Raw genomic sequence first — 24,841 nt, 5'->3', positions numbered from 1 at the left:
CACGACTATGTCGTGAGACGCGTCCGGACCGCATCGGCGGCCTGCCTACGCTGGGGTGGTGCTGACCATCGCCCAGGAGACGTACGACGCCATCGTCGCGCACGCCAAGCGCGACCACCCCGACGAGGCGTGCGGGGTGGTGGCCGGCCCCGAGGGCAGCGACCGCCCCGAGCGGTTCATCCCGATGGTCAACGCCGCCGGGAGCCCGACCTTCTACGAGTTCGACTCGACCGAGCTGCTGGGCCTCTACAAGGACATGGACGCCCGTGACGAGGAGCCGGTGGTGATCTACCACTCCCACACCGCGACCGAGGCCTACCCCAGCCGCACCGACATCGGCCTCGCGAGCGAGCCCAACGCCCACTACGTGCTCGTCAGCACACGGACCCACGGGAATAGTGACGGCGCTGTGGAGTTCAGGTCCTACAGAATCATCGACGGTGTCGTGACCGAAGAGGACGTCATCGTCACACCCCCCGCAGAGCACCAGAAAGCGAGCACAGCCTGATGGCCATCGAGGTCCGGATCCCCACCATCCTGCGCACCTACACCGACGGCGCGAAGGCCGTCGAGGGCACCGGCGGCAAGCTCGCCGAGCTCATCGACGACCTCGAGGGCAACCACCCCGGCATCCGCGAGCGCCTCCTCGAGGAGAAGTCCGGCGCGACCGACCTGCGCCGCTTCGTCAACGTCTACATCAACGACGAGGACGTGCGCTTCATGGGCGGCCTCGAGGCGCCGCTGAGCGACGGCGACCAGGTCGTCGTGCTGCCCGCCGTCGCCGGCGGCTGATCCGGTCGTCGTGACGCGCTACGACAGTCTCCTCGCGTCGGTCGGCGGCACGCCCCTCGTCGGGCTGCCGCGGCTGTCGCCCGGCGTCCAGCCGAACGGGGCTGACGTACGGATCTGGGCGAAGCTCGAGGACCGCAACCCGACCGGCTCGATCAAGGACCGCCCGGCCCTGAAGATGATCGAGCAGGCCGAGGCAGAGGGCACCCTGCGGCCCGGCTGCACGATCCTCGAGCCGACCAGCGGCAACACCGGCATCTCGCTGGCCATGGCGGCCAAGCTCAAGGGCTACCGCATCGTGTGCGTGATGCCCGAGAACACCTCTGAGGAGCGGCGCCAGCTGCTGCGGATGTGGGGCGCGGAGATCGTGTCCTCACCCGCCGCCGGCGGCTCCAACGAGGCCGTGCGCGTGGCCAAGCAGATCGCGGGGGAGCACCCCGACTGGGTGATGCTCTACCAGTACGGCAACGAGGCCAACGCCCTCGCGCACCAGGAGGGCACGGGACCCGAGCTGCTCGCCGACCTCCCGAGCATCACCCACTTCGTCGCGGGCCTCGGCACGACCGGCACGCTCATGGGCGTCTCCCGGTTCTTCCGCGAGGCCAAGCCCGACGTCCGGATCGTGGCCGCCGAGCCCCGCTACGGCGAGCTCGTCTACGGCCTGCGCAACCTCGACGAGGGCTTCGTGCCCGAGCTCTACGACGCCTCGCTCATCGACTCGCGCTTCAGCGTCGGCCCGCGCGACGCCGTACGCCGCGTGCGTGAGCTGCTCGAGCTCGAGGGCATCTTCGCCGGCATCTCCACCGGCGCGATCCTGCACGCCGCCCTGGGTCAGGCAGCCAAGGCCGTCAAGGCGGGCGAGAGCGCCGACATCGCCTTCGTCGTGTGCGACGGCGGCTGGAAGTACCTCTCCACCGGCGCCTACGAGGGCACCGTCGACGAGGCCGAGGACGCCCTCGACGGCCAGCTCTGGGCGTAGCCCGGCCGGGCTCAGTTCAGCGCGGTGAGGCGCAGGTCCATCTGCACGTCGAACTCGCTGCCCTCGACGGCCGGCAGGTCGAGGAGGTCGAGCGCGAGGTTGGCGATCATCCCGTTCCGCACCGGCGGCCGCTTCATCCCGTAGACCGTGCGGCGGGTGCCCGGGTTCTTGTAGGTCGGGTTGATCGCGTAGAGGTCGACGCCGCGGTCCACGGCGGCGCCGCGAGCCATGAACACGACCCGGTAGTTGTCGAGCAGCCTGGCGTTGTCGTGCGACGGGCCGTGGCCGCCGTGGTCGCTGGTGAGCAGGATCGTGGTGCCGGCGCGGCGGGCCGGGTCGGCGTTGACCGCCTTCACGACGCGGCCGACGAGGGCGTCGGACTGGCGCACGGCGCGCAGGTACGGCTTCGACATCCAGCCGTGCGCGTGACCCGCGACGTCCGGCGGCGAGAGGTGCAGGAAGCGGAAGTCGCGGTCCTGGTCGAGGTCGGCGACCAGCTGGTCGACGAGCGCCGAGTTGTTCGCGTTGATCGTCGTGCGGTCGATCGCGGCCGGCCAGGAACGCTGCCAGAGGCTGAACTTGGTCTTCGCGGCGAACAGCGCCGTCGAGCCGCCGGCCGCGTCGACCGCGGTGAACACGGAGGCGACGTCGTGGCCGGCCGCCGCCTGCACGGTGCTCGGCGTGGGGCGGTCGTCGTTCCAGGTGACGCCGTGGCCGCCGGTGGCGGCCTCGATGCGACGACCGGTGACCATGCCCGTGTGGTTGGGCAGCGTCACGGTCATCTCGCGCTCGGTGCGCGCGTTGGTCGTCGACGCCCCCGCCCGCATGAAGCGGTAGAGGTTGGGCAGCTGCTTGCGGCCGAGCTTGCGGACGGCCGCGACGCTCATCCCGTCGATGGAGATGGCGAGCACGGACTCGGCGTCGGCCAGCTGCACCTGCTGGCGTGGTGCGTCGGGGGAGGGACCGCCCGCCGGCACGGCGGCGCACGCAGGGGCACCGAGCAGGAGGGAACCCGAGACGAGTGCGGCGGTCAGGGAGCTGGCGAGAGAAGTTCGACGGAGCACCGCCCGACCCTAACCCGCCGGGGCCGGTGTGACGGGGCCGACGCACGCGGGGGCGTGACCGGTGACGGCCCCAACGCCTAGCCTGCTGCATGTGCCGACCCCGATGCAGCGCGAGAACGCCGACGCCCCGATCGGCATCTTCGACTCCGGGTTCGGCGGCCTGACGGTCGCACGGTCGGTGATCGACCAGCTGCCCCACGAGTCGGTGGTCTACCTCGGCGACACCGCCCGCCAGCCCTACGGGCAGAAGCCGATCGGCGAGGTTCGCGAGTACGCCCTCGAGTGTCTCGACCACCTCTACGAGCAGGGCGTCAAGGCGTTGGTCATCGCCTGCAACTCCGCCAGCGCCGCCATGCTGCGCGACGCCCGCGAGCGCTACGACGTGCCCGTCGTGGAGGTGATCCTCCCGGCCGCCCGACGCGCTGCGGCGGCCACCCGCAACCGGCAGGTCGGCGTCATCTGCACCCGCGCCACCGCGAGCTCGATGGCGTACGACGACGCGTTCGCCGCCGCGCCCCACCTGGACCTGCACATCCAGGCCTGCCCGAGCTTCGTCGACTTCGTGGAGCAAGGGGTCACCGGCGGTGACGAGCTGCTCGCCGCGGCCCACGACTACCTCGACCCGCTGGCCGCCGCGGGCGTCGACACCCTCATCCTCGGGTGCACGCACTACCCCCTGCTCACCGGCGTCATCTCCTACGTCATGGGCGACGAGGTCACGCTGGTCAGCTCGGCGGAGGAGTGCGCGAAGGACGTCTACAAGATGCTGGCGCGCACCGGGCTGATGCGCGAGGGCGGCGAGGCCGCCTACACCTTCTCCACCACTGGCAGCCCGGAGGACTTCGCGACCATCGGCCGCCGCTTCCTCGGCTCGGAGCTGCTGGGAGCCAGCCAGTTCGCCGGAGGCCGGCGATGAGGCTCACGATCGTCGGCTGCTCGGGCTCCTACCCCGGCCCCGGGTCCGCGGCGAGCTGCTACCTGCTCGAGGAGGAGCACGAGGGTCGCACCTGGCGCATCCTGCTCGACCTCGGCAACGGCGCGCTCGGCCAGCTCCACCGCTACGCCGACCCGCTCACCATCGACGCGGTCTTCGTGAGCCACCTGCACGCCGACCACTGCCTCGACCTCTGCGGCTACTACGTGATGCGCAAGTACCACCCCACCGGCCCGCAGCCGCGGATCCCGGTGTGGGGCCCAGCCGGTGCCGCCGCGCGGATGGCGCGCGCCTACGACCTGCCCGCGGACCCCGGGATGACCGAGGAGTTCGCCTTCCACGACTACGCCGGCGGGGAGCACGGCTCGCCGGTCGAGCTCGGCCCGTTCCGGGTCGAGGCCCACGAGGTCGTCCACCCGGTCGCCGCCTACGCGTTGAAGGTCACCGCCGGGGGACGCACCCTCGTCTACTCCGGCGACACCGCCGCCTGCCCTGCGCTCGACGAGGCCGCCGCCGACGCCCACCTGCTCCTGGCCGAGGCGTCCTTCGTCAGCGGCGCGGACAACCCGCCCGACCTGCACATGACCGGCGCCGACTGCGGGCGTACGGCCTCGAAGGCGGGCGTCGAGCGGCTGGTGCTCACGCACATCCCGCCGTGGTACGACCCTGCCGTGGCCGAGGCCGAGGCCCGCCGCGAGTGGTCAGGACCGATCGACCTGGCCCGCGCCGGGGCGACGTACGACGTCTGAGTCGGACCGGGGAGGGGGTCAGACCAGCCCGGCGTCGTGCACGACCATGGCGACCTGCACGCGATTGGTGCTGTCGAGCTTGGTCAGCAGGCGCGACACGTGCGACTTCACGGTCGGGATGGAGAGGTAGAGCTCGGAGGCGATCTCGGAGTTGCTGAGCCCGCGGCCCACGCAGATCGCGACCTCGAGCTCGCGCTCGGTGAGGACGGCCAGCCGGTCGGCAGCGGTGGAGGTGCGGTCGGTGGTGGCCGTGCTGCGCAGGCGCGAGACGAGGCTGCGGGTCGCCGAGGGAGACAGCATCGCGTCGCCAGCCGCGACGGTGCGGATCGCGCCGACGATGTCCCCGGGCGGGGTGTCCTTGAGCAGGAAGCCGTCGGCACCGGCGGCGATCGCGCGCACGACGTGGTCGTCGGCGTCGAAGGTCGTGAGCACCACGACGGCCGGCGGGGCGGGACGCTGGTGCAGGGCCCGGGTGGCCTCGAGACCGTCCATCACGGGCATCCGGATGTCCATCAGCACGACGTCGGGCTCGAGGTCGGTGACGAGCGCGAGGCCGGCCTCCCCGTTGCCGGCCTCGCCGACCACCTCGATGTCCGACTGGCCGCCGAGCATCAGCGAGAGCGCCGAGCGGACGAGGGGGTCGTCGTCGACGAGCACGACCCGGATCATGCTGTCCACGGCAGCCAGGCCTCCAGGACGAACGTCGATCCGTCGGTGCGCTGGTCCAGCCGGCCGCCGCGCAGCTCCGCGCGCTCACGCAGGCCGACCAGGCCGAGACCCGCGCCGGGCGCGCCGGTGGGCAGGTGGCCGAGGGCGTTGGCCAGCCGCACCGTGATGCCGGCCTGCGGGTCGCCGGTGGAGCGGATCTGGACGGCGGCACCCGGAGCGTGCTTGCGCACGTTGGTGATGCCCTCCTGGACGATCCGGTAGACGGTGCGGCCCGTCGCCGGCGGCACGGGGGTCGCGGCGTCCACCTCGTCGGCCCAGTCGATGCCGAGCCCGAGGGTGCGGGCCTCGTCGACGAGCGCGTCGATGTCGTCGTACGTCGGCTGCGGGCGCGCCGCGACCGGGCCCGCGTCGTCCTCGCGGAGCACGCCGAGGACGCCACGCAGCTCGTGGAGGGCGTCGTTGGCCTGGCCCTGGATCTGCCCGAGCCCCTCGCGCAGCCGGTCGCCGTCGAGGTCCTCGCGGAACGCCAGGGCGCCGGCCTGCATGGAGACCTGCGTGATCCGGTGCGCCAGCACGTCGTGCATCTCGCGCGCGATCCTGGCCCGCTCGGTCGACCGGGCCTGCGCGACCCGGAGGCCCTGCTCGCTCTCGGCGCGCTCGGCGCGGTTGCGCAGGCTCCACATGATCTCGCGGCGCGAGCCGATGTAGAGGCCCCAACCCATCATCCCCGCGTTGACCCCGAGGTTGATCGCCGTCGTGATGACCGGGTCGTTGTCCACGAAGGGCGCGATGGTCGTGTAGGTCTGGGCGGCCGCGAAGTTGGCCACGCCGACGACCCAGACCTCCCAGGTGACGCGGCGGGTGGCGACCGAGACCGCGGCCAGCGTGGCCGGGCCCGCGGCGATCCCGGACAGCGCGCTCATCGCAGCGATCGCCAGGGCGATGCCCACGGGCGCGCGGCGCCGGAAGAAGACCAGGACGTAGGCGGCGACACCGAGCACGACCTCGGCGACGAAGAGCCACGGGTGCGAGCGCCACTCGATGACGGCGATCGACTGCCACACGGCCCCGGAGATCACCAGGCACAGCGCGTAGCGCCATGCGTGGGAGACCCAGGTCAGCTCGGGCTGGGTCTCGGACAGGGTGGGGCGGGTCTCCACGGGCCCCAGCGTAACGACCCGATTTCCTACTTTGGTCGGACGTGACAGCGCCCGATGGCCGATGCGTGAGCAGGCGGCGCGACGCACGCTTGTCCCACCACCGCGTGGGAGGGAGCCGCGCGGAGTGGGGCCGCGCAACCGGTCCCGCTGGGGTAGGGGCCTCGCAGCCGGGTCCGGTGACTCACGGGGGTGACCGGACCCGGCTCAGCCATCTCGCTCCCTCTAGGGTCTCCCCATGACCTCAGCACCCCTCGCCACTCCTCGCGAAGACGGCCGCGCCGACGACCAGCTCCGCCCGATCACCATCACCCGCAACTGGCTCGACCACGCTGCCGGCTCGGTGCTGATCGAGTTCGGCGGCACCAAGGTGCTGTGTGCCGCATCGGCGTCCGAGGGCGTCCCGCGCTGGCGCAAGGGGTCGGGTCTGGGATGGGTCACCGCCGAGTACGCGATGCTGCCGGCCTCCACCAACACCCGCTCGGACCGCGAGTCGGTCAAGGGCCGCATCGGCGGTCGTACCCATGAGATCTCGCGGCTGATCGGCCGCTCGCTGCGCGCGGTCATCGACTACGAGGCGCTCGGCGAGAACACGATCGTCCTGGACTGCGACGTCCTCCAGGCCGACGGCGGCACCCGCACCGCGGCGATCACCGGGGCGTACGTCGCGCTGGCCGACGCGGTCGCGCACCTGCGCGCCCACGGCGCCCTGACCGGCGAGCCGCTCACCGGGTCGGTCGCCGCGGTCAGCGTCGGCATCATCGACGGCGTCCCGCGCCTCGACCTGCCCTACGTCGAGGACGTGCGCGCCGAGACCGACATGAACGTCGTGATGACCGGCGAGGGCAAGTTCGTCGAGGTGCAGGGCACCGCCGAGGGGGCTGCCTTCGACCGCGACGAGCTCGACGCGCTGCTCGCGCTCGCCGAGAAGGGGTGCGCCGACCTGACCCGTCTGCAGCACGAGGCGCTCGCCCGGTGAAGGTCTTCCTCGCCTCGGCCAACGCCAAGAAGATCCGCGAGATGGAGCGGATCCTCGCCGAGCACGTGCCGGACATCCACGTCCTCGGGATCGGGGACGTCGAGGGCTACGTCGAGCCGGTCGAGGACGAGCCGACCTTCGCGGGCAACGCGCTGCTCAAGGCGCGGGCCGGGGTCGCGGCGACGGGCCTGCCGTCGGTCGCCGACGACAGTGGGCTGTGCGTCGACGCCCTCAACGGGATGCCGGGGGTGCTCTCGGCCCGGTGGTCGGGCAGCTCGAAGGCCGTCGAGGGCGGGCGCGACGCCCGCAACAACGAGCTCCTGCTCGACCAGCTCCACGACGTGCCCGACGAGCGCCGCGGGGCGCACTTCACGTGCGCCGTCGCCTGGGTGCAGCCCGACGGGCGCGAGCGGGTGGTCGAGGGCCGGATGGACGGCCGGATCATCCGCGAGCCGCGGGGGAGCGGGGGCTTCGGCTACGACGTGCTCTTCGTGGCGCAGGAGCACGACGCCGAGGGTCTCACGTCGGCCGAGCTCGAGCCCGAGGAGAAGGACCGCATCTCCCACCGCGGGCGTGCGCTGCGCGAGCTGGCGCCGTACGTCGCCGCGGACCTGGCCGGCTCAGCCGACTGACACGCCCTCGCGGGCCGCCACCCGGCGCGAGACCCACCTGCCCCACAGGGCCGCGAAGGCGAACATCACGAGCGAGTAGACCGCCGCCGGCACGGAGATCTCGACCTCGTCGAGGACCTCGACGGCGACGAAGATCGCGAGGGTGGCGTTGTGCACGCCGACCTCCATCGAGGACGCGATGGCCTGCGGTCCGGTGACCCCGAAGGCCTGCGGCACGAAGTAGCCCACGGCAAGGCTGATCGCGCAGAAGAGGGCGGCGATGAGGCCCACGTCGGCGAGGTAGTCGCCCACGTCCTCCCGCTGGTCGAGCAGGATGCCGAGCACCAGGGCCGCCAGGATCACCGCGGAACCGATCCGCACCGGCCTGTCCATGCGCCGCGCGAACGCGGGTGCGCGGCGGTTGACCAGCATGCCGAGGCCCACCGGCAGCAGGATCAGCGCGAACACCTTGACGATCTCCACCAACGGCATCGACACGTCGTCCTGCCGGTCGAACCACGCGATCGCGAAGCCGGTGATGAGCGGCAGGGTGACGACGGCGATGACGGTGTTGATGGCGGTGAGCGTGATGTTGAGCGCGACGTCGCCGCGGAACAGGTGGCTGAAGAGGCTCGCCGTGGTGCCGCCCGGCGAGGCCGCGAGCAGCAGCATGCCGATGCCCAGCAGGGCGGGCAGGTCGAAGAGCACGACCAGCCCGAAGCAGATCACCGGCAGGAGGACGACCTGGCACGCCAGCGCGACGGCCACCGCCTTCGGAGCCCGCGCCACCCGCCTGAAGTCGTCGGTCGTCAGGTCGAGGCCGAGGCCGAACATGATGATCGCGAGCGCGAGCGGCAGCCCGACGGTGGTCAGCACGGAGTCCATGCGCGGACCCTAGTGGCTGGTGCGCTCGGAGAGATTCGAACTCTCACTGGCCGCGACCTAAACGCGGTGCCTCTGCCGTTGGGCTACGAGCGCTGGACAGTCAGTCCAACCCTAGGTCCCGGCGCAGCTTGGCGACGTGGCCGGTGGCCTTGACGTTGTACTGCGCGAGCTCGACCTTGCCGTCCTCGTCGACGACGAAGGTCGAGCGGATGACGCCCTCGACCTCCTTGCCGTAGAGCTTCTTGGTCCCGTAGGCGCCGTAGGCCCGGTGGACCGCGAGGTCCTCGTCGGAGAGGAGGGTGAGGGTCAGCGCGTCGCGCTCGCGGAACTTCGCGAGCTTGGCCGGCTTGTCCTTGGAGACGCCGAGCACCTCGTAGCCGGCCCCGCGCAGCGAGTCGAGGGACTCGGAGAAGTCGCAGGCCTGCTTGGTGCATCCGGGCGTCATGGCGGCCGGGTAGAAGTAGACGATCACCTTCTTGCCCCGCAGGTCCGCGAGGCTGACCTGCTCCTCGGTGTCGCTGGTGAGCGTGAAGTCAGGTGCGGTGTCCCCGGCACTGAGTCGGTCGGTCATGCGAGTCCCTTCTCGAGCTTCTCCTCGAACCTGTCCTCGACCCGAGCGAGGTGGTACCACGCCACGCTCGAGCCCCAGACGAGGACGAACAATGCCACGAGGCCGAAACCGACGTGCTCGAGGTCCAGCTCGCCCGCCCATCCGAGGCCGGGCACCCACTCCGACGCGAGCTGCACGAGCAGCAGCAGGCCGATGGACAGGGCCACGGTGACGGACAGGATCGTGACGGTGAAGTTGTAGTAGATCTTGCGGATCGGCTTGAGGAAGGCCCACGAGTAGGCGCGGCTCATCAGCACGCCGTCGAGGGAGTCGAAGAGGACCATGCCCGCGGCGAAGAGAACCGGCAGCGTCAGCACGGCGTACCAGGGCAGGGCGAAGGCCGCCGTGCCGCCGGCCAGGACGAGGAGCGCGATCTGCGTCGCGGTGTCGAAGCCCAGGCCCATCAGCAGTCCCACCGGGTAGAGGTGGCGAGCCCGGGTGACGCGCTTGGTGGTGCGCTTGAAGATGCGGGCCAGGAAGCCGCGGTTGTGCAGGTGGTGCTCGAGGTGCTCCTCGTCGAAGGTGCCGGCGCGCAGGTGGCGGTAGGCGTGGACGATGCCGAGCAGCGCACTGAGGTTCATCAGCCCGATGACGATCAGGAAGGTGCCGGCCGTGACCGTGCCGACGGTGCCGAGCGTGCCCTGGAGGAGCGAGCCCTCGTCCTTGACCGGGTCGGCCAGGGCGCGTACGCCGATCGCGAGCAGGAGGCTGAGCCCGAAGACGACGCTGGAGTGGCCCAGGCCGAACCAGAAGCCGGTCGTGGTCGCGGGGGACCCTTCCCCGACGAGCTTGCGGGTCGTGTTGTCGATCGCCGCGATGTGGTCGGCGTCGAAGGCGTGCCGCGCGCCGAGCAGGAACGCAGCCACGCCGAGACCGACGCCGAAGACTCCGGCGGTGCCGACCTCGAAGCGCTGGGGCGCGACGACCGCGACCAGCACGCCCCAGCCCACGGCGTTGAGGGCGATGACGACGGCCGCCATGGCGGCCATGTGTCGTCGGTCGGTCCTGGACCAGGCTCGGAGCGTGTTGTTCACTCCTCGATGCTATTGCATGTCATGTGCAACAAGGTCCGCGCCCGGAGCCGCCTGCCCGCGTTGATAGCCTGCCCCGGTGACCCAGGACATGAGCGCGCTCGAGCGCGAGATCGAGGAGACGCGCCAGCGCCTCGCGTCGACCATCGACCAGCTCGCCCACCGCGCCCACCCCAAGACCATCGTCGGGCGTCAGGTGACGACCACGAAGTCCCACTTCGTCGACCTCGAGACCGGCGCCCCGCGCACCGACAACATCCTCAAGCTCGCCGGTGCCGTCGTCGGCGTCGTCGTGCTCCTCGCCGTCGTGCGCAGGGTCGCCCGCTGAGCAGCTCGATGAGCACCGTCCCGATCAAGATGCTGCACGACCGCGTGCTCGTCGAGGTCGACAAGGAGGCGGGCGAGCGCCGATCCACCGGCGGCATCGTGATCCCCGCGACGGCGGCCATGGGCGCGCGTCGCCTGGCCTGGTCGCGCGTGATCGCCGTCGGCCCGCACGCCCGCGCCGTCGAGGTCGGCGACCGGGTGCTCTTCGACCCCGAGGACAAGGCCGAGGTCGAGGTGCAGGGCGAGGTCTACGTCGTCATGCGCGAGCGCGACGTCCACGCCGTCGCCGCCGAGCGGCTCGACGGCGGATCGACCGGCCTCTACCTCTGAGCCGTCTCCCGGGAACCTGGGCCAGCCATAACCTACTGAGCAGTAGGGCCGTTGAGCGGTCATGCGCACCCGCCTGACGGCCCTGGTCTCCCTCGCTGTCGCCCTCGCCCTCGTCCCGCCCACGGGAGCCGGGTCGGCCGCGGCGCCGCAGGCCGCTCAACCCCGGGCAGCCGCCACGGCACCCGCGTTCCGCGGCTACGAGGCGAGCGTCGTGCGCACCCGCCACGGCATCCCACACATCACTGCGAAGAACTGGGGCTCCCTCGGTTTCGGCGCGGGCTACGCTGCCACGGAGACGACGGCGTGCAACCTCCTCGACACCCTCGTCACCGCCCGGGGCGAGCGCTCGCGCTGGCTGGGACCCGACGGCCGGTACGACGACCAGGTCACGCTCGACGCGTCCAACCTGCAGGTCGACGCCTTCGTCACCGACCTGCGCAACCGCCGTGTCGTGGAGAAGCTCCTCGCCGACCCCGTGGCCGGTCCGGGGAAGGAGGCGCGGGCGATGGTCCGCGGCTACGCGGCCGGTGCGACGAAGTACCTGCGCACCCACCGCGTGAAGGACCCGGCCTGCAAGGGCGCCGGCTTCGTGCGCACGAAGGCGACGGCCCTGGACCTCTGGTACGGCGTCTACCTCGCCAACCTGCTCGCCTCGTCCGGGGTCTTCGTCAAGGAGATCGTCGACGCCGACCCGCCCTCGCCCACCGACCCCGGCCTGCCGGAGCTCCCGCTCGCATCGGCGGTCGATCGCGACGCGCTGCTGCGCGGTCTCGGCAAGGACCCCACCAGCCCCTTCGGCTCCAACGCCACTGCCGTCGGCGGCGACGCCTCGACCACGAAGCGCGGGATGCTGCTCGGCAACCCCCACTTCCCGTGGCGCGGCCGCTACCGCTTCACCCAGCAGCACCTGACCATCCCCGGGAAGTACGACGTCGCCGGAGCCAGCCTGGTCGGCTCGCCGGTGGTCAACATCGGGTGGAACAAGCGCGTCGCGTGGAGCCACACCGTCTCCACCGCCTACCGCTTCACTCCCTACGAGTACCGCACGGCCGGGCCGACGACGATCGTCACCGAGTCCGGTCCGCAAGCCCTCGAGCGCCGCACCGTCGACGTGCGCGTCAAGCAGCCCGACGGCACGCTCGGCACCGTCAGCGAGGACCTCTACCGCACGCCGCAGGGCTACGTCATCGACGCCCCGGCGTTGCTGATGCCGTGGAGCCCGGCTTCGCTCTGGGCGATCCACGACGCCAACGGCGAGCACCTGCGCACGATCGACACGTTCCTCGACATGGGCAAGGCGCGAGGCGTGCGGAGCCTGCTCCGGCGGCAGGACGCCGGCGGCGGCATGCCGTGGGTCAACACCACGGCGGCCGACCGCAACGGCAACGTGCTCTACGCCGACCATTCCGTGGTGCCCCACGTCACCGACGACCTCGCCCAGCAGTGCATGACGCCGGTGGGCCGGGTGCTCTTCGAGGTGGCTGGCCTGCCCGGCCTGGACGGCACCCGCGCCGCCTCGTCGTGCGCGTGGGGGACCGACGCCGACGCGCAGCGCCCGGGCGTCTTCGGGCCGCAGCACCTGCCCGCCGTCGTCCGCCGCGACTGGGTCGCCAACGCCAACGACTCCTACTGGCTGCCCAACCCCGACGTCCGGCTGGAGGGCTACGCCCGGATCATCGGGTGCGAGAAGTGCGAGCGCACGCCGCGCACCCGCATGGTCTACCGCTACGTCCAGGACCGCCTGTCCGGTGCGGACGGACGGAAGGGCCGCCTCGAGTCGCCGCGGACGCTGGCCGCGCACGAGTACGAGAACCGCGTGTACGCCGGCCTCCTGGTCCGCGAGAACGACGACCTGGCCAAGGTCTGCCAGGCCGCCGGCGGCGCCGACGCCTGTGACGCCCTGGCCCGGTGGGACGGCCGTTCCGCCACGTCGTCGATCGGCTACCACCTCGTCGAGGAGTTCGTGCAGCGCCTGCCCGAGGACCCGTGGGCCGTCGCCTTCGACCCGGCCCAGCCGCTCGCCACGCCCCGCGACCTGAAGGAGACCGACCCCGCGGTCGTCGCCGCGATGCGCGACGCCATCGCCTTCTTCCGCACCCGCGGCACCGCGATGCACGCCACGTGGGGGTCGCTGCAGGTGGCCGGCGACCGCGGTGCCCCAGCGCAGCCGATCAGCGGCGGCACCGGCGACGCCCTCGGCAACGCCAACGCGGTCTCCTCCCGCGACCCGCTGCGCAACAGCGAGTACTACCGCGCGATCACCTACGGCTCGTCGCACATCCAGGCCATCGCGTTCACCGACCACGGCCTGCGCGCCCGGACGGTCCTCACCTACGGCCAGGCCGACGACCCGACCTCGCCGTGGCACGCAGACCAGACCCGGCTCTACTCCCGCTCGCAGTGGGTGAGCTTCCCGTGGACCCCGCGACAGGTGCGCCGCCAGCAGGTGGCGTCGTACGTCGTGCGGGGTCGGTGAACCTAGGCTTCGCCCATGGCCTACCTCGTCAAGCAGTCCCACCGCGCCCCCGCCGTCACCGCGCCGGTGCCGGTGGACGAGTCGCTGCCCCGCGCGTGCGTGATCGGCGCCGGCTCCTCGGGCATCGCGGCCGCCAAGCAGCTCTACCTCGCCGGGGTCCCGTTCGACTGCTTCGAGAAGGGCAGCGACATCGGCGGGACGTGGGTCTTCGACAACTCCAACGGCCAGTCCGCCTGCTACGACACCCTCGAGATCAACACCTCCTGCCCGCGCATGGCGTACTCCGACTTCCCGATGCCGGAGGACTTCCCCGACTACGCCCGGCACGACCAGGTCCGCGCCTACTTCGAGCAGTACGTCGACCACTTCGGGTTCCGCCACACGATCACCTTCGACACCACCGTCGAGGACGTCTCGCGCGCGGCGGACGGCCGGTGGGACGTGCGGATCACCGGTCCTGACGGCACCGAGACCCGGACCTACGACGCGGTGCTGGTCGCCAACGGGCACCACTGGGACGCCCGGTGGCCCGAGCCGGCCTACCCGGGGACCTTCGACGGCGAGCAGGTCCACGCCCACGACTACCGCTCCGGCGACCAGCTCGAGGGGCGGGACGTGGTCGTCGTCGGGGCCGGCAACTCGGCCATGGACATCGCCGTCGAGTCCTCCTTCCGGGCGCGCACCACGACGTGGTCGGTGCGGCGTACTGAGTGGGTGCTGCGCAAGTTCTTCCTCGGTCGGCCGAGCGACCAGGTGGCACTGCCGGGCTGGCTGCCGTGGTGGGTGACAGCCGCGCGGCTGCGTATCGGCGCCGCCGCGGCGGGCAGCATGACGAAGTACGGACTGCCGGCGCCGAGCCACAAGCCCGGCCAGTCGCACCCCGTGCAGTCCGAGAAGATCCGTGAACGGCTCGAGGCCGGTGCGATCACGGCGAAGCCCGCCATCGAGCGGCTCGACGGCGACCGGGTGGTGTTCGTCGACGGCACCAGCGTGCCGGCGGACCTCATCGTGTGGGCCACCGGCTACCGCGTCAGCTTCCCGTTCTTCAAGCCCGAGCTCGTGTCCGTGGAGGCCAACGAGCTCCCGCTCTGGAAGCGCGCGGTCCACCCCGACCTGCCGGGGCTCTACTTCCTCGGCCTGCTGCAGCCGATCGGCGCGGTCATGCCGCTGGCCGAGGCGCAGTCGGCGTGGATCGCCGAGACCCTCGCCGGCCGCTACGTCCCGCCGTCCGCCGCGGTGATCCGCCAGCAGATGGCGGCCGAGCACCGGCGGGACAAGAAGCAGTTCTACGCCTCACCCCGGCACACGATGGAGGTCGACTTCGACCACTACCTGTGGGACCTCGAGCGCGAGCGCAAGCAGGGACGCGCCCGCGCCGCCGCCGCAGCCCGGCCGCTGGTCGAGCCCGTGGCGCCGGTCCCGGCAGCGAAGGCCGGCGGGGGAGTGCGTCGTACCCTCGCGCGCCTGCTCCTGGGCGCGGTCCGGTGGAGGACGGTCGGGGAGGTGCCCCAGCGCGGCGTGCTGGTCGGCGCGCCCCACACCTCCAACTGGGACTGGGTGCTGACGATGCTGCTGGCGTGGAGGTACGGCATCACGATCCGGCTGCTGGTCAAGCAGGAGCTCTTCGTCGGGCCGCTCGGCTGGCTGCTGCGCAGGACCGGCGCCGTCGAGCTCGACCGGAGGAACCCGGCCGCGACGATCAAGGTGCTGCTCGCCGAGGCCGAGGGCGACGACCCGTGGCTGGTCGGGATCGCGGCGGAGGGCACGCGCTCGCGCGGGGAGTACTGGAAGTCGGGCTTCTACCGCATCGCGCGACAGACGGGCCTGCCCATCACGCTGGCCTTCCTCGACGCGCCCTCGCGCACCGTGGGCTGGGGACCGACGTTCCACCCGACGGGGGACGTGAAGGCCGACATGGACGTGCTGCGCGCCTTCTACGCCGACAAGACCGGCTTCAAGCCCGAGGGGTTCACGCCGCCGCGGCTGCGCGAGGAGGGGTGAGACACGCCCTCCGAAGGGGTGTGAGCGGCTTTCGGCGGTCTAGCCCGGTCGCTAGGTTGGAGGGACAACCGAAGGGAGCATGTCATGGCGTTGTTGCTGTGGATCCTTGCCGTCATCCTCGTGGTGTCCGGCATCTTCTCGCTGATCAGGGGTCAGATGCTCTGGGGCATCGTCCTCATCATCGTCGGCCTGCTGGTCGGCCCGGGTGGGGTCAGCATCTTCACGTAAGACGCTGTTCCCACATCTGCAGACGCCGAGAGCCGGTCCGTGAGGACCGGCTCTCGGCCATTTCCCGCGTGCCCTGAAATGCCGAAGAGCCGGTCCAGGTGGACCGGCTCTTCGGCTTCTTGTACGCCATCAGGGACTCGAACCCCGAACCCGCTGATTAAGAGTCAGCTGCTCTGCCAATTGAGCTAATGGCGCAGGCGGTGAAGCGAGTAGAACATTACCCCGTCGCGACCAGCAGGCGAAATCGAGGCCGGGCCCTTGCTCAGAGCTCGCCCAGCACGGCCTGGGCCGCGTTGTGGCCGCCGAGGCCGGAGACCGCGCCACCGCGTCGCGCACCGGATCCGCAGAGCAGGACGACGTCGTGCTCGGTCTGCACGCCCCACTGCTGGGCCGGCGTCTCGAGGCGTGCGCGGTTGGGCGCCCACGGCCACTCGAGGTCGCCGTGGAAGATGTGCCCGCCCGGCATGGCGAGGTCCTTCTCGATGTCCTGCGGGATCTTCGCCTCGATGCACGGCTTGCCGTCGGCGTCCCTGGCGAGGCAGTCCTCGATCGGCTCCGCGAGCACCGCGTCGAGGGACGCGAGCGCGCGCTGGGTCGCGACCTCACGGGCCGACGGGTCGGCGTCGAAGAGCCCGGCCGGGGTGTGCAGCCCGAAGTAGGTGAGCGTGTGCGCCGAGCCCGCCCGGTCGCCGAGGATCGACGGATCCGTGAGGCTGTGGCAGTAGACCTCGCCCGGCAACGGGTCGGGCACCGCACCGGCGGCAGCGGCGGCGTACGCCTGCTCGAGCTGCGTGTAGTCCTCGGCGAGGTGCAGGGTGCCGGCGAAGGCGACCGCCGGGTCGGCTCCCGACTTCAACGCCGGCAGCCGGTCGAGCAGGAAGTTGATCTTCAGCTGCGAGCCGGCGGGCTTGAGGTCCGGGTCGTCGCCCTCGCCCAGGAGGATCCGCAGCACCCACGGCGCGACCCCGGCCAGCACGCGGCGGCCGGTGACGGAGTGCTGCCCGGACCCGTCGTGCCAGGTCACCTCGGCGCCGTCCACGCCGGGCGTGATCGCGCTGACGCCGGCCCCGGTGAGGATCTCGGCCCCGGCGTCGGCGGCAGCCTTGGCCAGTGCGGTGGTGACCGCGCCCATCCCGCCGACGGGCACGCGCCACTCACCGGTCCCGTTGCCGATGAGGTGGTAGAGGAAGCAGCGGTTCTGGATCAGCGACAGGTCGTCCATCGAGGCGAACGTGCCGATGAGGGCGTCGGTGGCGACCACGCCGCGCACGGTGTCGTCGGCGAAGCGGGACGTGATCGCCCGCCCGAGGGGCTGCTCGACGACGTCGTTCCAGATCCGCGCGTCGACGCGGCCCCTGATGTCGCGCTCGAGGGGCAGCGGCTGCATGAGGGTCGGCGCCACGGCCTCGGCCATCCGCCCGACCTCGGCGTAGAACTCCTGCCACGCGGCGTACTCCTCGTCGCCGCCGGTCAGCGCGCGGAACGACTCGCGCGTGGCGTCGCCCTCCGGGCGCTCGACGAGCAGGCCGCCGGTGCGCTCGCCCCGCGTCCAGGGGGTGTACGACGCGGTGGTGCGCGACGCGAGGCGGACGTCGAGCCCCAGGTCGGCCATCAGCTGCTCGGGCATCAGGCTGACCAGGTAGGAGTAGCGCGAGAGCCGCGCCGGCTGGCCGGCGAAGGGCTCGACGGAGACGGCCGCGCCCCCGGTCTGCGCCAGGCGCTCGAGCACCAGGACCGAGAGGCCGGCGCGCGCGAGGTAGGCCGCGGAGACCAGGGCGTTGTGGCCGCCGCCGACCACCACGACGTCATAGCTGCTGTTGCCGGAAGTCACCGGGCCAAACTAGACCCTCGCGGCGGCGGGGCCCGGTGACGGCTCCGACGTCAGCCCGTGAACGTGTCGTTGGGCACGATGACCGCCCGGCCGGTGACCTCGCCGTGGGCCAGGTCCTGGTAGGCGGAGACAGCGTCCTCGAGGGGATAGATCGTCGTCGCGGCGTGGAGGAGGCCGCGGCTCGCGAGGTCGAGCACCTCCACCAGCTCGCGGCGGTTGCCCCAGTAGGTCGTCTGGACGCTGGCCTCGTAGGGCAGGCCGAAGAAGGAGACGGGCAGGGTGCCACCGGCGATGCCGACGATCGTGACGTCACCCAGCTGCCGTACGCACGCGGCCGCCGTCGCCAGCGTCTCGTCGGAGCCGACGAAGTCCAGCACCACGTCAGCACCCCGGCCGCCACAGAACTCCCGGATCGTGGTCGCGGTGTCCGGCCCGGGCTCCAGCACCAGGTCGGCACCGAGGACGGAGGCCTGGTCGCGGGCGCTCTCGCGTCCGTCGACCGCGACGACCCGGGCCGCGCTGACCGCCTTGACGACCTGCAGCCCGAGGTGGCCGAGGCCGCCGACCCCGATCACCACGGCCGTGGTCCCGGGGCCCAGCTTGCCCAGCGAGCGGCGTACGGCGTGGTACGGCGTCAGCGCGGCGTCCGTCAGCGGCGCGGCGTCGACGACCTCGAGGCCGTCGGGGATCGGCACGAGGTGGCGCGCCGAGGGCACCAGCATGAACTCGGCCATGCCGCCGTCGAGACCGAGGCCGCCCCCGCCGCCGGGCACCGGCGCGAGGTCGGGGCGCTCGCAGTAGGTCTCCAGGCCGTCGAGGCAGCGCTCGCACGTGCCGCAGCCCCACGCGCCCACGACGGCCACGGCCTGGCCGACGGACAGCCCGGTCACGCCCTCGCCGAGGGTGTGCACCCAGCCGGCGTTCTCGTGGCCGAGGGTGAACGGCGGGTTCCACGGCAGGGTGCCGGGCTCGAACTCGTGCATGAGGTGGAGGTCGGAGTGGCACGCGCCCGCCGCCCCCACCTGCACCAGCACCTCGCCGGGCCCGGGCTCGGGCACGGGTACGTCCTCGAGCACGGGCTCGCTCTTCCACTGGTTCAACCGCAACGCGCGCATGTCGACCTCCTCAGGCTCCCCTCCATCCTCGTCCCGGGAGGGGTGCCCCAGCAGGGTCCTTTGCCGCCACCTGCGGGGCCCAAGGGCCCTTCGTCGGCCCCGCTGAGGGGCGCAGAGTGGAGGTGCCGGAAGGATCGAGGAGGCCGCCATGACCGAGCACGCAGCACCTGTGGGCAACGGACGACCGATCGTCGTCGGGGTGGGGCCCGAGGAGATCTCCTCGGCCCTGGAGTTCGCCGTGGACGAGGCGCAACGCGCCGGGTGCGGCCTGCACCTCGTGCATGCGCTCCACGTCTCGCCCCCCGGGCCGGAGAACGTGCTGCTCACCAGCGTCGACGTGGAGAAGTGGGGACGCGAGACCCTCGACCTCGCCGTGGAGCAGGCCGAGGGCCTGACCGACGGTGCCGTGCCCGTGACCCACGAGCTCCGGCGTGGCGCGCCGGTGCCGGTGCTGGTCGAGGCCGGCCGCTCGGCACGGATGGTCGTGCTCGAGCACCGGCACCTGTCCCGGCTCTCCCGGATCGTGAACCGGACCGTCGCCGGCGGGGTCGCCGCGCACCTGCGGGCCCCGGTGGTGGCCGTGCCCAGCGGCTGGTCGCGCCCGGTCGGGGCACCGGTCGTGGTCGCGGGCGTCGACGTGCCCGACCGCTCCTCGGAGGTGCTCGCCACGGCGGTTGCCGAGGCCCGCGCCCGGGGAGCCGCGCTGCGCATCGTGCACTCGTGGGCACTCCCCTCGCACGAGGGGTTCGTCCTCGACGCCGGCGAGCAGCGACGGTGGAGCGACCACTCCCGGGCCGAGGTGCGCGCCGCCCTCGACAAGCTGGGCGACGAGTCGGTCGCCCTGGACGCGGACGTCCAGGTGCACCCGGGTCGCGCGGTCGAGGCGATCCTCGAGGCCTCCGAGGGCGCCGAGCTGCTGGTGATCGGGCGGCACGACCCGCTCGTCCCGGTGGGCTCGCACATCGGACCGGTGGCGCGGGGGGTGCTGCGCGAGGCGACCTGCCCGGTGCTGCTCGCCAGCCCGCACCCGCACCGGGTGGCGTACCACGCCTGAGACGTCAGCGGCCCCGGGTGGGCTCAGCCCCGGTTGAAGAGGCGGGAGAGGAACCCGCCGCCGGCGCCGCCGGCCTGCTTCTCGGCAGCGGTGTGCTGGCCGTTGCACCAGTCGTTGGCGGGGACACCGGCCTTGACCTGTCCGACGTGCTGGCCGCAGCCGGCCCAGGTGGTCTTGCCGCAGGTCCTGCAGCGTACTGCTCGACACATGGTGGATCTCCTTCTGTGGTGGGGTGGGTGGTAGGTCGTGAGGTAGTGGGTCAGCCGTGCGAGAACGTGATCTTCGGCAGCACGCGGGTGAGCCAGCGCGGGCTCCACCATGCGGCCTTGCCCGTGAGGCGCAGCATCACGGGCAGCAGCACCAGCCGGACGAGGAACGCGTCGAGGAGGACCGCGACGCCGAGCACGATGCCCATCTCCTTGGGCGGCAGGGGGCCGGAGAGGGCGAAGGTGAAGAACACCGCCACCATGACCGCACCGGCCGCGAAGATCACGCGACCCGAGTGGGCCAGCGAGCCGACCATGGCCTCCCGGGGATCGCCGGACTTCTCGTAGTGCTCCTTGGCCGAGGCGAGCAGGAAGACGGTGTAGTCCATCGCGATGGCGAAGATCATCGCGAAGAAGAAGACCGGTGCCCAGGCGTCGAGGAAGCCCTGGTGCTCGAAGCCCATGAGGTCCGCGCCGATGCCGTCCTGGAACACCAGGCGGGCGACGCCGAAGGCTGCGGCCGTGGACAGCAGGCTGGCCAGGGTGCCGAGCAGGGAGATCAGCGGGGCCTGCAGGGCGATGAGCAGGAGCAGGAACCCGAGCGCCAGGACGACGCCGATGACGAGCGGGGTGGAGTCGTCGAGCTGGGCCTTGAGGTCGAGGTTCTCCACGGCGGCGCCGCCGACGATGGCGGAGCCGGGGAGGTCGGCGCGCAGGCGGTCGACGGTGGTGCCCAGCTCCGGGTCGGAGGGGTCGACGGTGGGCACGGCCTGGATGAGGACGAGGTCGCTGTCGTCGGACGCGGGCTGGGCGGGCATGGCGCCGGCGATGCCGGGGTCGCCTGCGAGGACGTTCGCGGTGTCCTTGGCGTCAGCGGCGTCCGCGACGACCTGGAGGGTGCCGGGGGCTCCGTCGCCGAAGGCGTCCTTGACCTGGTCGTAGCCCACCCGGGCACTGGCCTCCTCCGGCAGCACCTGGATGGAGGGCATGGCGGTCTTGAGCCCCATGACGGGAGCGGCCAGCGCGAGCAGCACGACGAGGGAGGCCAGGCCGAAGGCGACGGGGCGCTTCCAGAGGCGCTCACCCCAGGCGGCGAACTTCGGTGAGCGGTGCTCGCCGGTGTGGACCCACTTCAACGCACCCTTGTTGATGCGGCCGTCGAGCTTGAACAGCACCAGGGGGAGCAGCGTGAGGGTCGCGCCCAGGACGAAGACGACGGCGAGCATGATGCCGCCGGCCATGGACCGGAAGGCCGGTGAGGGCACGAGCATCACGGCCGAGAGGGAGACCAGCACGGTGGCGCCGGAGAGCAGGACTGCCTTGCCGGCGGTGTCCATGGTCTCGGCGATCGCCTGACGAGGCGTCTCGTGGTGGCCCATCCGGGCGGCGCGGAACCGCACGACGAGGAACAGCGCGTAGTCGATGCCGAGCGCAAGGGCGAACATCATCGCGAAGTTCATCGCCCAGATGGAGACCGGGACGAGCTCGTTGATCAGCACGAGGGAGCCCGCCGATGCCACGAGGCCCGCGAGGGTGAGGATGAGCGGCAGGCCGGCGGCCACGAGGGCGCCGAAGGCCAGCACGAGGATGCCGAGCGTGACGGGCCACGACATCATCTCCGACGTGAGCATCGCGTCGAGGTTGGCCTCGTTGAAGTCCGACCAGAGCAGGGAGGCGCCGGTCGGGTTGACCTCCACGCCGTCGCCGGAGAGGGCCTCGAGCTCGCCCTTCAGGTCGTCGGCGACGCGCACCATCTCGTTGGGGTCCGCACCGGCGCCGGCGAGGACGACGGCCGTCTCGCCGTCCTGGCTCAGGGTGGCCCCGGGCTGGGGCGCGATGACGTCGGCGATGCGGGGCTCGTCCTCGAGGATCGTGGTGACCTCGTCGAGGACGTCCGCGCCGGCGCCCTTGGTGACGGGGCCGTCGGTGCTGTGCACGACGACCTGGATGGCCGAGCTGGCGTTGCCGCCGAAGCTCTCGGTCGCGAGCTCGCGCACGGCGACGGACTCCGAGCCGTCGGCCTGCCAGCCGGCGCCGGACAGGTTGGCCTCGACCTTCGGGGCGAAGGCGCCGAGGCCGACGACGAGCAGGATCCACACCAGTGCGGTGGCCTTGCGGTGGTGGGTGACCCACACGCCGAGCCGGCCGAGCGGGCCGGGGCGGTAGCCGAGACCGTCGGGGTCGGTGGGGTCGGGGGACGGGGCAGCGTGGCGGCGGGTGGCCGTCGACGTCATGGCAGAGATCTTCCTGTCGGTGGTGCGGGGGAGGGGTGAGCAGCGCTCAGGCGAGCGCGGGGAGCGCCTGGGCGGCGGTGTACGCCGCCACTGCCAGCACCAGACCGGTGAAGGCGGCGGAGAGTCGACGGGTGTCGGCGCGGTCGGCGATGCGGGCGCCGACGACGGCGGCCGCGGCGGCGGCCGCGGTGAGCGCGATGACGGGCCACCAGTCCGGGGCGACTCCGCTCCCGGCGCGGGCGAGGAGGGCCACCGTGCTGGTGATGGTGATGACGACGAGCGAGGTGCCGGCGGCGTACTCGATCGGGAGGGTGAGGGCGAGCAGGAGCGCCGGCACGACGAGGAAGCCGCCGCCGACCCCGAGGAAGCCGGTGAGCAGGCCCACGGCGGTGGCCGTGACGAGCACCTTGAGGGCGCGCGGGCACTGGCAGGCGAAAGTCGGGCTGAAGGTGATGATCGGGTCGTCGAACCCGGCCAGCGAGCGACGTTGCGCAGGATCCGTCCGTCGTCCGCGCCACTGCCGCACGGCCATGATGAGGCCGACGCCGAGCATGAGCGCCGCGAAGGAGCCGAGCAGGACGGGCTCGGGGACCGCGGTGGAGGCCCGCGCGCCGGCGACGGCGCCTCCCGTGGCGACGAGCCCGAAGGTGGCCCCGCGGGCGAGGAGGACGTTGCCGGCGCGGTGCGCCGCGACGGCGCCGACCAGTGAGGTGACTCCCACGACCACCAGGGATCCGGTGGTGGCCTGGGCCGGGCTCTGCCCGAGGGCGTAGACCAGGACCGGGACGGCCAGGATGGAGCCGCCGCCGCCGAGCGCGCCCAGGCTGAGCCCGATGAGCGCGCCGGCGACGACGGCGAGGGCGAGGGTCACGCCTCAGGCCCCACCAGGTGCAGGCCGACCTGCTCGGCGTTGTCGAACGAGTCGTCGATGGCGACGATCTGGCGACCCACCGAGTCGAGCATCGAGGCGGCCACGGAGGCGCGGTAGCCACCGGCGCAGTGCACCCAGACCTCGCCCGGCGGGACGTCGGCGAGGTGGCCCCAGAGGTCGTGCAGCGGGATGTTGACCGCGCCGTCGATGCGGGCCGCGTCGTGCTCGTCGGCACGGCGCACGTCCAGGACGACCACCTCACGGTGGTGGCGCACCTGGGCCAGCTCGGCGAAGGTCGCGGTCGGGAACGACCGCAGCTCGCGGTCGCTCCAGTCCTCCGGCTTGCCGGTGGCGTGGGCGGCCGGGCGGTCGATGCCGATCCGCACCAGCTCGCGCTGCGCCTCGGTGACGTCCTCGGCGGTCTCGCCGAGCAGCGTGATCGGCGTGCCCCACGTGATGAGCCAGCCGAGGTAGGTCGCGAAGCCGCCGTCGAGCCCGAAGTTGAGCGTCCCGGGTGCGTGGCCGGCGGCGAACGCCGTACGGCTGCGCAGGTCGACCACCCACTCGCCGGCCTCGATGCGCCGCCGCAGCTCGGCGGCGTCGGCGACCGCAGGGAGCGACAGGTCGGGCTCGGACGGTCCGTCGGCGTTGCCCGGCGCCATGTGGGCGTAGTAGGCCGGCCAGGGGCCGAGCCCGGCGAGGAGCTCGTCGACGTAGGTCTGCTCGTCCTGCGTGAGCACCGGGTTGGACTGCTTCTCGCGACCGATCGTCGACGACGTCGCGTCGGACTGGGTGGCGGAGCAGAAGGAGCCGAAGCCGTGCGTCGGGAACACCTCGGCGTCGTCCGGCAGCAGCTCGGCCAGCCGGTGGGCCGAGGCGTGCTGGTGGTGCACGAGGTCGTGGGTGTGCTCGGCACCCAGCAGGTCGGGCCGGCCGGTGGCGCCGTAGAGCAGGGAGCCGCCGGTGAAGACCGCGACCTGCTCCCCGCTGCCGGCGTCGGTCAGCGCGTAGGAGAGGTGGGTGAACGTGTGGCCGGGGGTTGCCAGCGCGGTGACGCGCATCCGTCCACCCACCTCGACGACCTGTCCGTCCCCCAGGGGGGTGCGGGAGAAGGACACGTCGTCCTCGCCATTGACGAGGTACTGGGCACCGGTGCGCTCCGCGAGGGCGAGGCCACCGGTGAGGTAGTCGTTGTGGATGTGGGTCTCGAAGACGTGGGTCAGCCGCACGCCGTGCTCCTCGAGGAGGGCGAGGACGCGGTCGATGTCGCGCTGCGGGTCGACCACGAAGGCGACCTCGCCGTCGTGCACGACATAGCTGCGGTCGCCGAGCGTGGGGGTCTCGATCGGGATGACGGTGAGATCGGTCATCACAGACCCACCCCCACGGCGCGGCCGGACTCGATCCAGGCGCGGGTGCCGCCGATCACGGACGCCGCGTCGAAGCCCTGGGCCACGAGCAGGTCCGTCATGGCCTTCGAGCGGTTGCCGGAGGCGCAGATCACGTGGATGCGTGCGGACCGGTCGACCTCGTCGAGGCGGGAGGCCAGCTGGCCCATGGGGAGGAGGACGGCGCCGGGCACGTGTGCCTGGGCGTACTCCGCGCGCTCGCGGACGTCGATGGTGATCCCGTCCTCGCGCTCGGCTGCGTAGTCCTCGAGTGAGATCTCGGGGGTCTGGTGCGACATGCGATGCCTCTCGTCGTCGTGGCT

At 72.2% G+C, this 24,841-nt stretch carries 26 protein-coding genes and 2 tRNA genes; 13 read left to right on the top strand and 15 right to left on the bottom strand.

Translation table 11 applies throughout. The features are described 5' to 3' along the window. The first annotated feature begins 58 nt into the window (after window positions 1–58). From ACS3YM_RS12285 to ACS3YM_RS12275, 3 genes are read left to right on the top strand one after another with little or no spacing between them, the layout of a single operon-like run. Window positions 59–508, top strand: coding sequence for a Mov34/MPN/PAD-1 family protein (locus tag ACS3YM_RS12285; RefSeq protein ID WP_439936715.1), 450 nt, complete (start codon window positions 59–61; stop codon window positions 506–508). After that, complete coding sequence (locus ACS3YM_RS12280) at window positions 508–792, top strand: MoaD/ThiS family protein (RefSeq protein WP_439936714.1); 285 nt, start codon at window positions 508–510, stop codon at window positions 790–792. Before ACS3YM_RS12285 ends, ACS3YM_RS12280 begins: the two co-directional genes overlap by 1 nt. A 10-nt stretch (window positions 793–802) precedes the next feature. Then, entirely contained in the window at window positions 803–1,768 is a 966-nt protein-coding gene (locus ACS3YM_RS12275) for a PLP-dependent cysteine synthase family protein (RefSeq protein ID WP_439936713.1), read from the top strand. An 11-nt stretch (window positions 1,769–1,779) separates the two neighbouring features. Here ACS3YM_RS12275 and ACS3YM_RS12270 read toward each other — a convergent pair whose 3' ends face one another. Beyond that, window positions 1,780–2,832: an alkaline phosphatase family protein gene (locus ACS3YM_RS12270; RefSeq protein WP_439936712.1), complete on the bottom strand. Its 1,053-nt coding sequence runs from the start codon at window positions 2,830–2,832 to the stop codon at window positions 1,780–1,782. Window positions 2,833–2,935: 103 nt separating this feature from the next. Between ACS3YM_RS12270 and murI the strand changes: the two genes are divergently transcribed. Both murI and ACS3YM_RS12260 read left to right on the top strand, forming a co-directional pair. Continuing rightward, window positions 2,936–3,748 (top strand): glutamate racemase, encoded by an 813-nt coding sequence (gene murI, locus ACS3YM_RS12265; RefSeq protein ID WP_439939882.1) that lies wholly within the window; start codon window positions 2,936–2,938, stop codon window positions 3,746–3,748. Further along, window positions 3,745–4,515 (top strand): MBL fold metallo-hydrolase, encoded by a 771-nt coding sequence (locus ACS3YM_RS12260; RefSeq protein ID WP_439936711.1) that lies wholly within the window; start codon window positions 3,745–3,747, stop codon window positions 4,513–4,515. The genes murI and ACS3YM_RS12260 overlap by 4 nt, the downstream gene beginning before the upstream one ends. Before the next feature lie 18 nt (window positions 4,516–4,533). Here ACS3YM_RS12260 and ACS3YM_RS12255 read toward each other — a convergent pair whose 3' ends face one another. Together ACS3YM_RS12255 and ACS3YM_RS12250 are read right to left on the bottom strand one after the other, a co-directional pair. Then, window positions 4,534–5,184, bottom strand: a complete 651-nt coding sequence (locus ACS3YM_RS12255; protein WP_439939881.1) for a response regulator — start codon at window positions 5,182–5,184, stop codon at window positions 4,534–4,536. Next, complete coding sequence (locus ACS3YM_RS12250) at window positions 5,181–6,344, bottom strand: sensor histidine kinase (protein ID WP_439936710.1); 1,164 nt, start codon at window positions 6,342–6,344, stop codon at window positions 5,181–5,183. Before ACS3YM_RS12250 ends, ACS3YM_RS12255 begins: the two co-directional genes overlap by 4 nt. A gap of 235 nt (window positions 6,345–6,579) precedes the next feature. Here ACS3YM_RS12250 and rph point away from each other — a divergent pair, with 235 nt between their 5' ends. After that, complete coding sequence (rph, locus tag ACS3YM_RS12245; protein ID WP_439936709.1) at window positions 6,580–7,320, top strand: ribonuclease PH; 741 nt, start codon at window positions 6,580–6,582, stop codon at window positions 7,318–7,320. Further along, entirely contained in the window at window positions 7,317–7,952 is a 636-nt protein-coding gene (rdgB, locus tag ACS3YM_RS12240; RefSeq protein ID WP_439936708.1) for an RdgB/HAM1 family non-canonical purine NTP pyrophosphatase, read from the top strand. Before rph ends, rdgB begins: the two co-directional genes overlap by 4 nt. Here the strand turns inward: rdgB and ACS3YM_RS12235 are convergent. The 4 genes from ACS3YM_RS12235 to ACS3YM_RS12220 all read right to left on the bottom strand — a co-directional run bounded on the left by ACS3YM_RS12235 (window position 7,941) and on the right by ACS3YM_RS12220 (window position 10,460). Beyond that, on the bottom strand, window positions 7,941–8,816 hold the full coding sequence (locus tag ACS3YM_RS12235) for a bile acid:sodium symporter family protein (protein ID WP_439936707.1): 876 nt from the start codon (window positions 8,814–8,816) through the stop codon (window positions 7,941–7,943). The genes rdgB and ACS3YM_RS12235 overlap by 12 nt on opposite strands. 17 nt (window positions 8,817–8,833) lie before the next feature. Beyond that, window positions 8,834–8,909: transfer RNA gene (locus ACS3YM_RS12230), tRNA-Leu, on the bottom strand. Between the two features lie 7 nt (window positions 8,910–8,916). Next, window positions 8,917–9,387, bottom strand: a complete 471-nt coding sequence (gene bcp, locus ACS3YM_RS12225) for a thioredoxin-dependent thiol peroxidase (RefSeq protein WP_439936706.1) — start codon at window positions 9,385–9,387, stop codon at window positions 8,917–8,919. Beyond that, entirely contained in the window at window positions 9,384–10,460 is a 1,077-nt protein-coding gene (locus tag ACS3YM_RS12220; protein ID WP_439936705.1) for a HoxN/HupN/NixA family nickel/cobalt transporter, read from the bottom strand. The genes bcp and ACS3YM_RS12220 overlap by 4 nt, the downstream gene beginning before the upstream one ends. A 76-nt stretch (window positions 10,461–10,536) precedes the next feature. Here ACS3YM_RS12220 and ACS3YM_RS12215 point away from each other — a divergent pair, with 76 nt between their 5' ends. From ACS3YM_RS12215 to ACS3YM_RS12195, 5 genes are all read left to right on the top strand, one after another. After that, window positions 10,537–10,785 carry a DUF3618 domain-containing protein gene (locus ACS3YM_RS12215; protein ID WP_439936704.1) on the top strand — a complete coding sequence of 83 codons (249 nt, stop codon included), beginning with the start codon at window positions 10,537–10,539 and terminating at the stop codon, window positions 10,783–10,785. Window positions 10,786–10,793: 8 nt separating this feature from the next. After that, window positions 10,794–11,114, top strand: a complete 321-nt coding sequence (locus ACS3YM_RS12210) for a GroES family chaperonin (RefSeq protein WP_439936703.1) — start codon at window positions 10,794–10,796, stop codon at window positions 11,112–11,114. Window positions 11,115–11,175: 61 nt separating this feature from the next. Continuing rightward, entirely contained in the window at window positions 11,176–13,590 is a 2,415-nt protein-coding gene (locus tag ACS3YM_RS12205) for a penicillin acylase family protein (RefSeq protein ID WP_439936702.1), read from the top strand. A 15-nt stretch (window positions 13,591–13,605) separates the two neighbouring features. Next, entirely contained in the window at window positions 13,606–15,591 is a 1,986-nt protein-coding gene (locus ACS3YM_RS12200; protein WP_439936701.1) for an NAD(P)-binding domain-containing protein, read from the top strand. Between the two features lie 84 nt (window positions 15,592–15,675). Next, on the top strand, window positions 15,676–15,819 hold the full coding sequence (locus ACS3YM_RS12195) for a GPGG-motif small membrane protein (protein WP_439936700.1): 144 nt from the start codon (window positions 15,676–15,678) through the stop codon (window positions 15,817–15,819). Between the two features lie 122 nt (window positions 15,820–15,941). Here ACS3YM_RS12195 and ACS3YM_RS12190 read toward each other — a convergent pair. The 3 genes from ACS3YM_RS12190 to ACS3YM_RS12180 all read right to left on the bottom strand — a co-directional run bounded on the left by ACS3YM_RS12190 (window position 15,942) and on the right by ACS3YM_RS12180 (window position 18,765). Beyond that, a tRNA-Lys gene (locus tag ACS3YM_RS12190) sits at window positions 15,942–16,014 on the bottom strand. Between the two features lie 67 nt (window positions 16,015–16,081). Continuing rightward, the gene (locus ACS3YM_RS12185) at window positions 16,082–17,620 is read right to left on the bottom strand and encodes a phytoene desaturase family protein (protein WP_439939880.1); all 1,539 of its coding nucleotides are present in this window, start codon (window positions 17,618–17,620) and stop codon (window positions 16,082–16,084) included. Window positions 17,621–17,700: 80 nt separating this feature from the next. After that, on the bottom strand, window positions 17,701–18,765 hold the full coding sequence (locus ACS3YM_RS12180) for an NAD(P)-dependent alcohol dehydrogenase (RefSeq protein WP_439936699.1): 1,065 nt from the start codon (window positions 18,763–18,765) through the stop codon (window positions 17,701–17,703). 148 nt (window positions 18,766–18,913) lie between these two features. On the opposite strand from ACS3YM_RS12180, the gene ACS3YM_RS12175 reads away from it, so the two are divergent. Further along, complete coding sequence (locus ACS3YM_RS12175) at window positions 18,914–19,819, top strand: universal stress protein (RefSeq protein WP_439936698.1); 906 nt, start codon at window positions 18,914–18,916, stop codon at window positions 19,817–19,819. A gap of 23 nt (window positions 19,820–19,842) precedes the next feature. On the opposite strand, the gene ACS3YM_RS12170 is transcribed toward ACS3YM_RS12175, so the two are convergent. The 5 genes from ACS3YM_RS12170 to ACS3YM_RS12150 are packed head-to-tail and all read right to left on the bottom strand — an operon-like array spanning window position 19,843 to window position 24,817. Next, window positions 19,843–20,028 carry a hypothetical protein gene (locus ACS3YM_RS12170; protein WP_439936697.1) on the bottom strand — a complete coding sequence of 62 codons (186 nt, stop codon included), beginning with the start codon at window positions 20,026–20,028 and terminating at the stop codon, window positions 19,843–19,845. 50 nt (window positions 20,029–20,078) lie between these two features. Then, complete coding sequence (locus tag ACS3YM_RS12165) at window positions 20,079–22,259, bottom strand: MMPL family transporter (RefSeq protein WP_439936696.1); 2,181 nt, start codon at window positions 22,257–22,259, stop codon at window positions 20,079–20,081. Between the two features lie 46 nt (window positions 22,260–22,305). Next, entirely contained in the window at window positions 22,306–23,130 is an 825-nt protein-coding gene (locus tag ACS3YM_RS12160) for a TSUP family transporter (RefSeq protein WP_439936695.1), read from the bottom strand. Beyond that, complete coding sequence (locus ACS3YM_RS12155; protein WP_439936694.1) at window positions 23,127–24,500, bottom strand: rhodanese-like domain-containing protein; 1,374 nt, start codon at window positions 24,498–24,500, stop codon at window positions 23,127–23,129. The genes ACS3YM_RS12160 and ACS3YM_RS12155 overlap by 4 nt, the downstream gene beginning before the upstream one ends. Next, the gene (locus tag ACS3YM_RS12150; protein ID WP_439936693.1) at window positions 24,500–24,817 is read right to left on the bottom strand and encodes a rhodanese-like domain-containing protein; all 318 of its coding nucleotides are present in this window, start codon (window positions 24,815–24,817) and stop codon (window positions 24,500–24,502) included. The genes ACS3YM_RS12155 and ACS3YM_RS12150 overlap by 1 nt, the downstream gene beginning before the upstream one ends. Window positions 24,818–24,841: the final 24 nt, after the last annotated feature.

Origin of the sequence: Nocardioides sp. N13(2025) (assembly GCF_051912545.1) — a bacterium.
GTDB lineage: Bacteria > Actinomycetota > Actinomycetes > Propionibacteriales > Nocardioidaceae > Nocardioides.
This window is presented reverse-complemented; position numbering and strand designations above follow the sequence as displayed.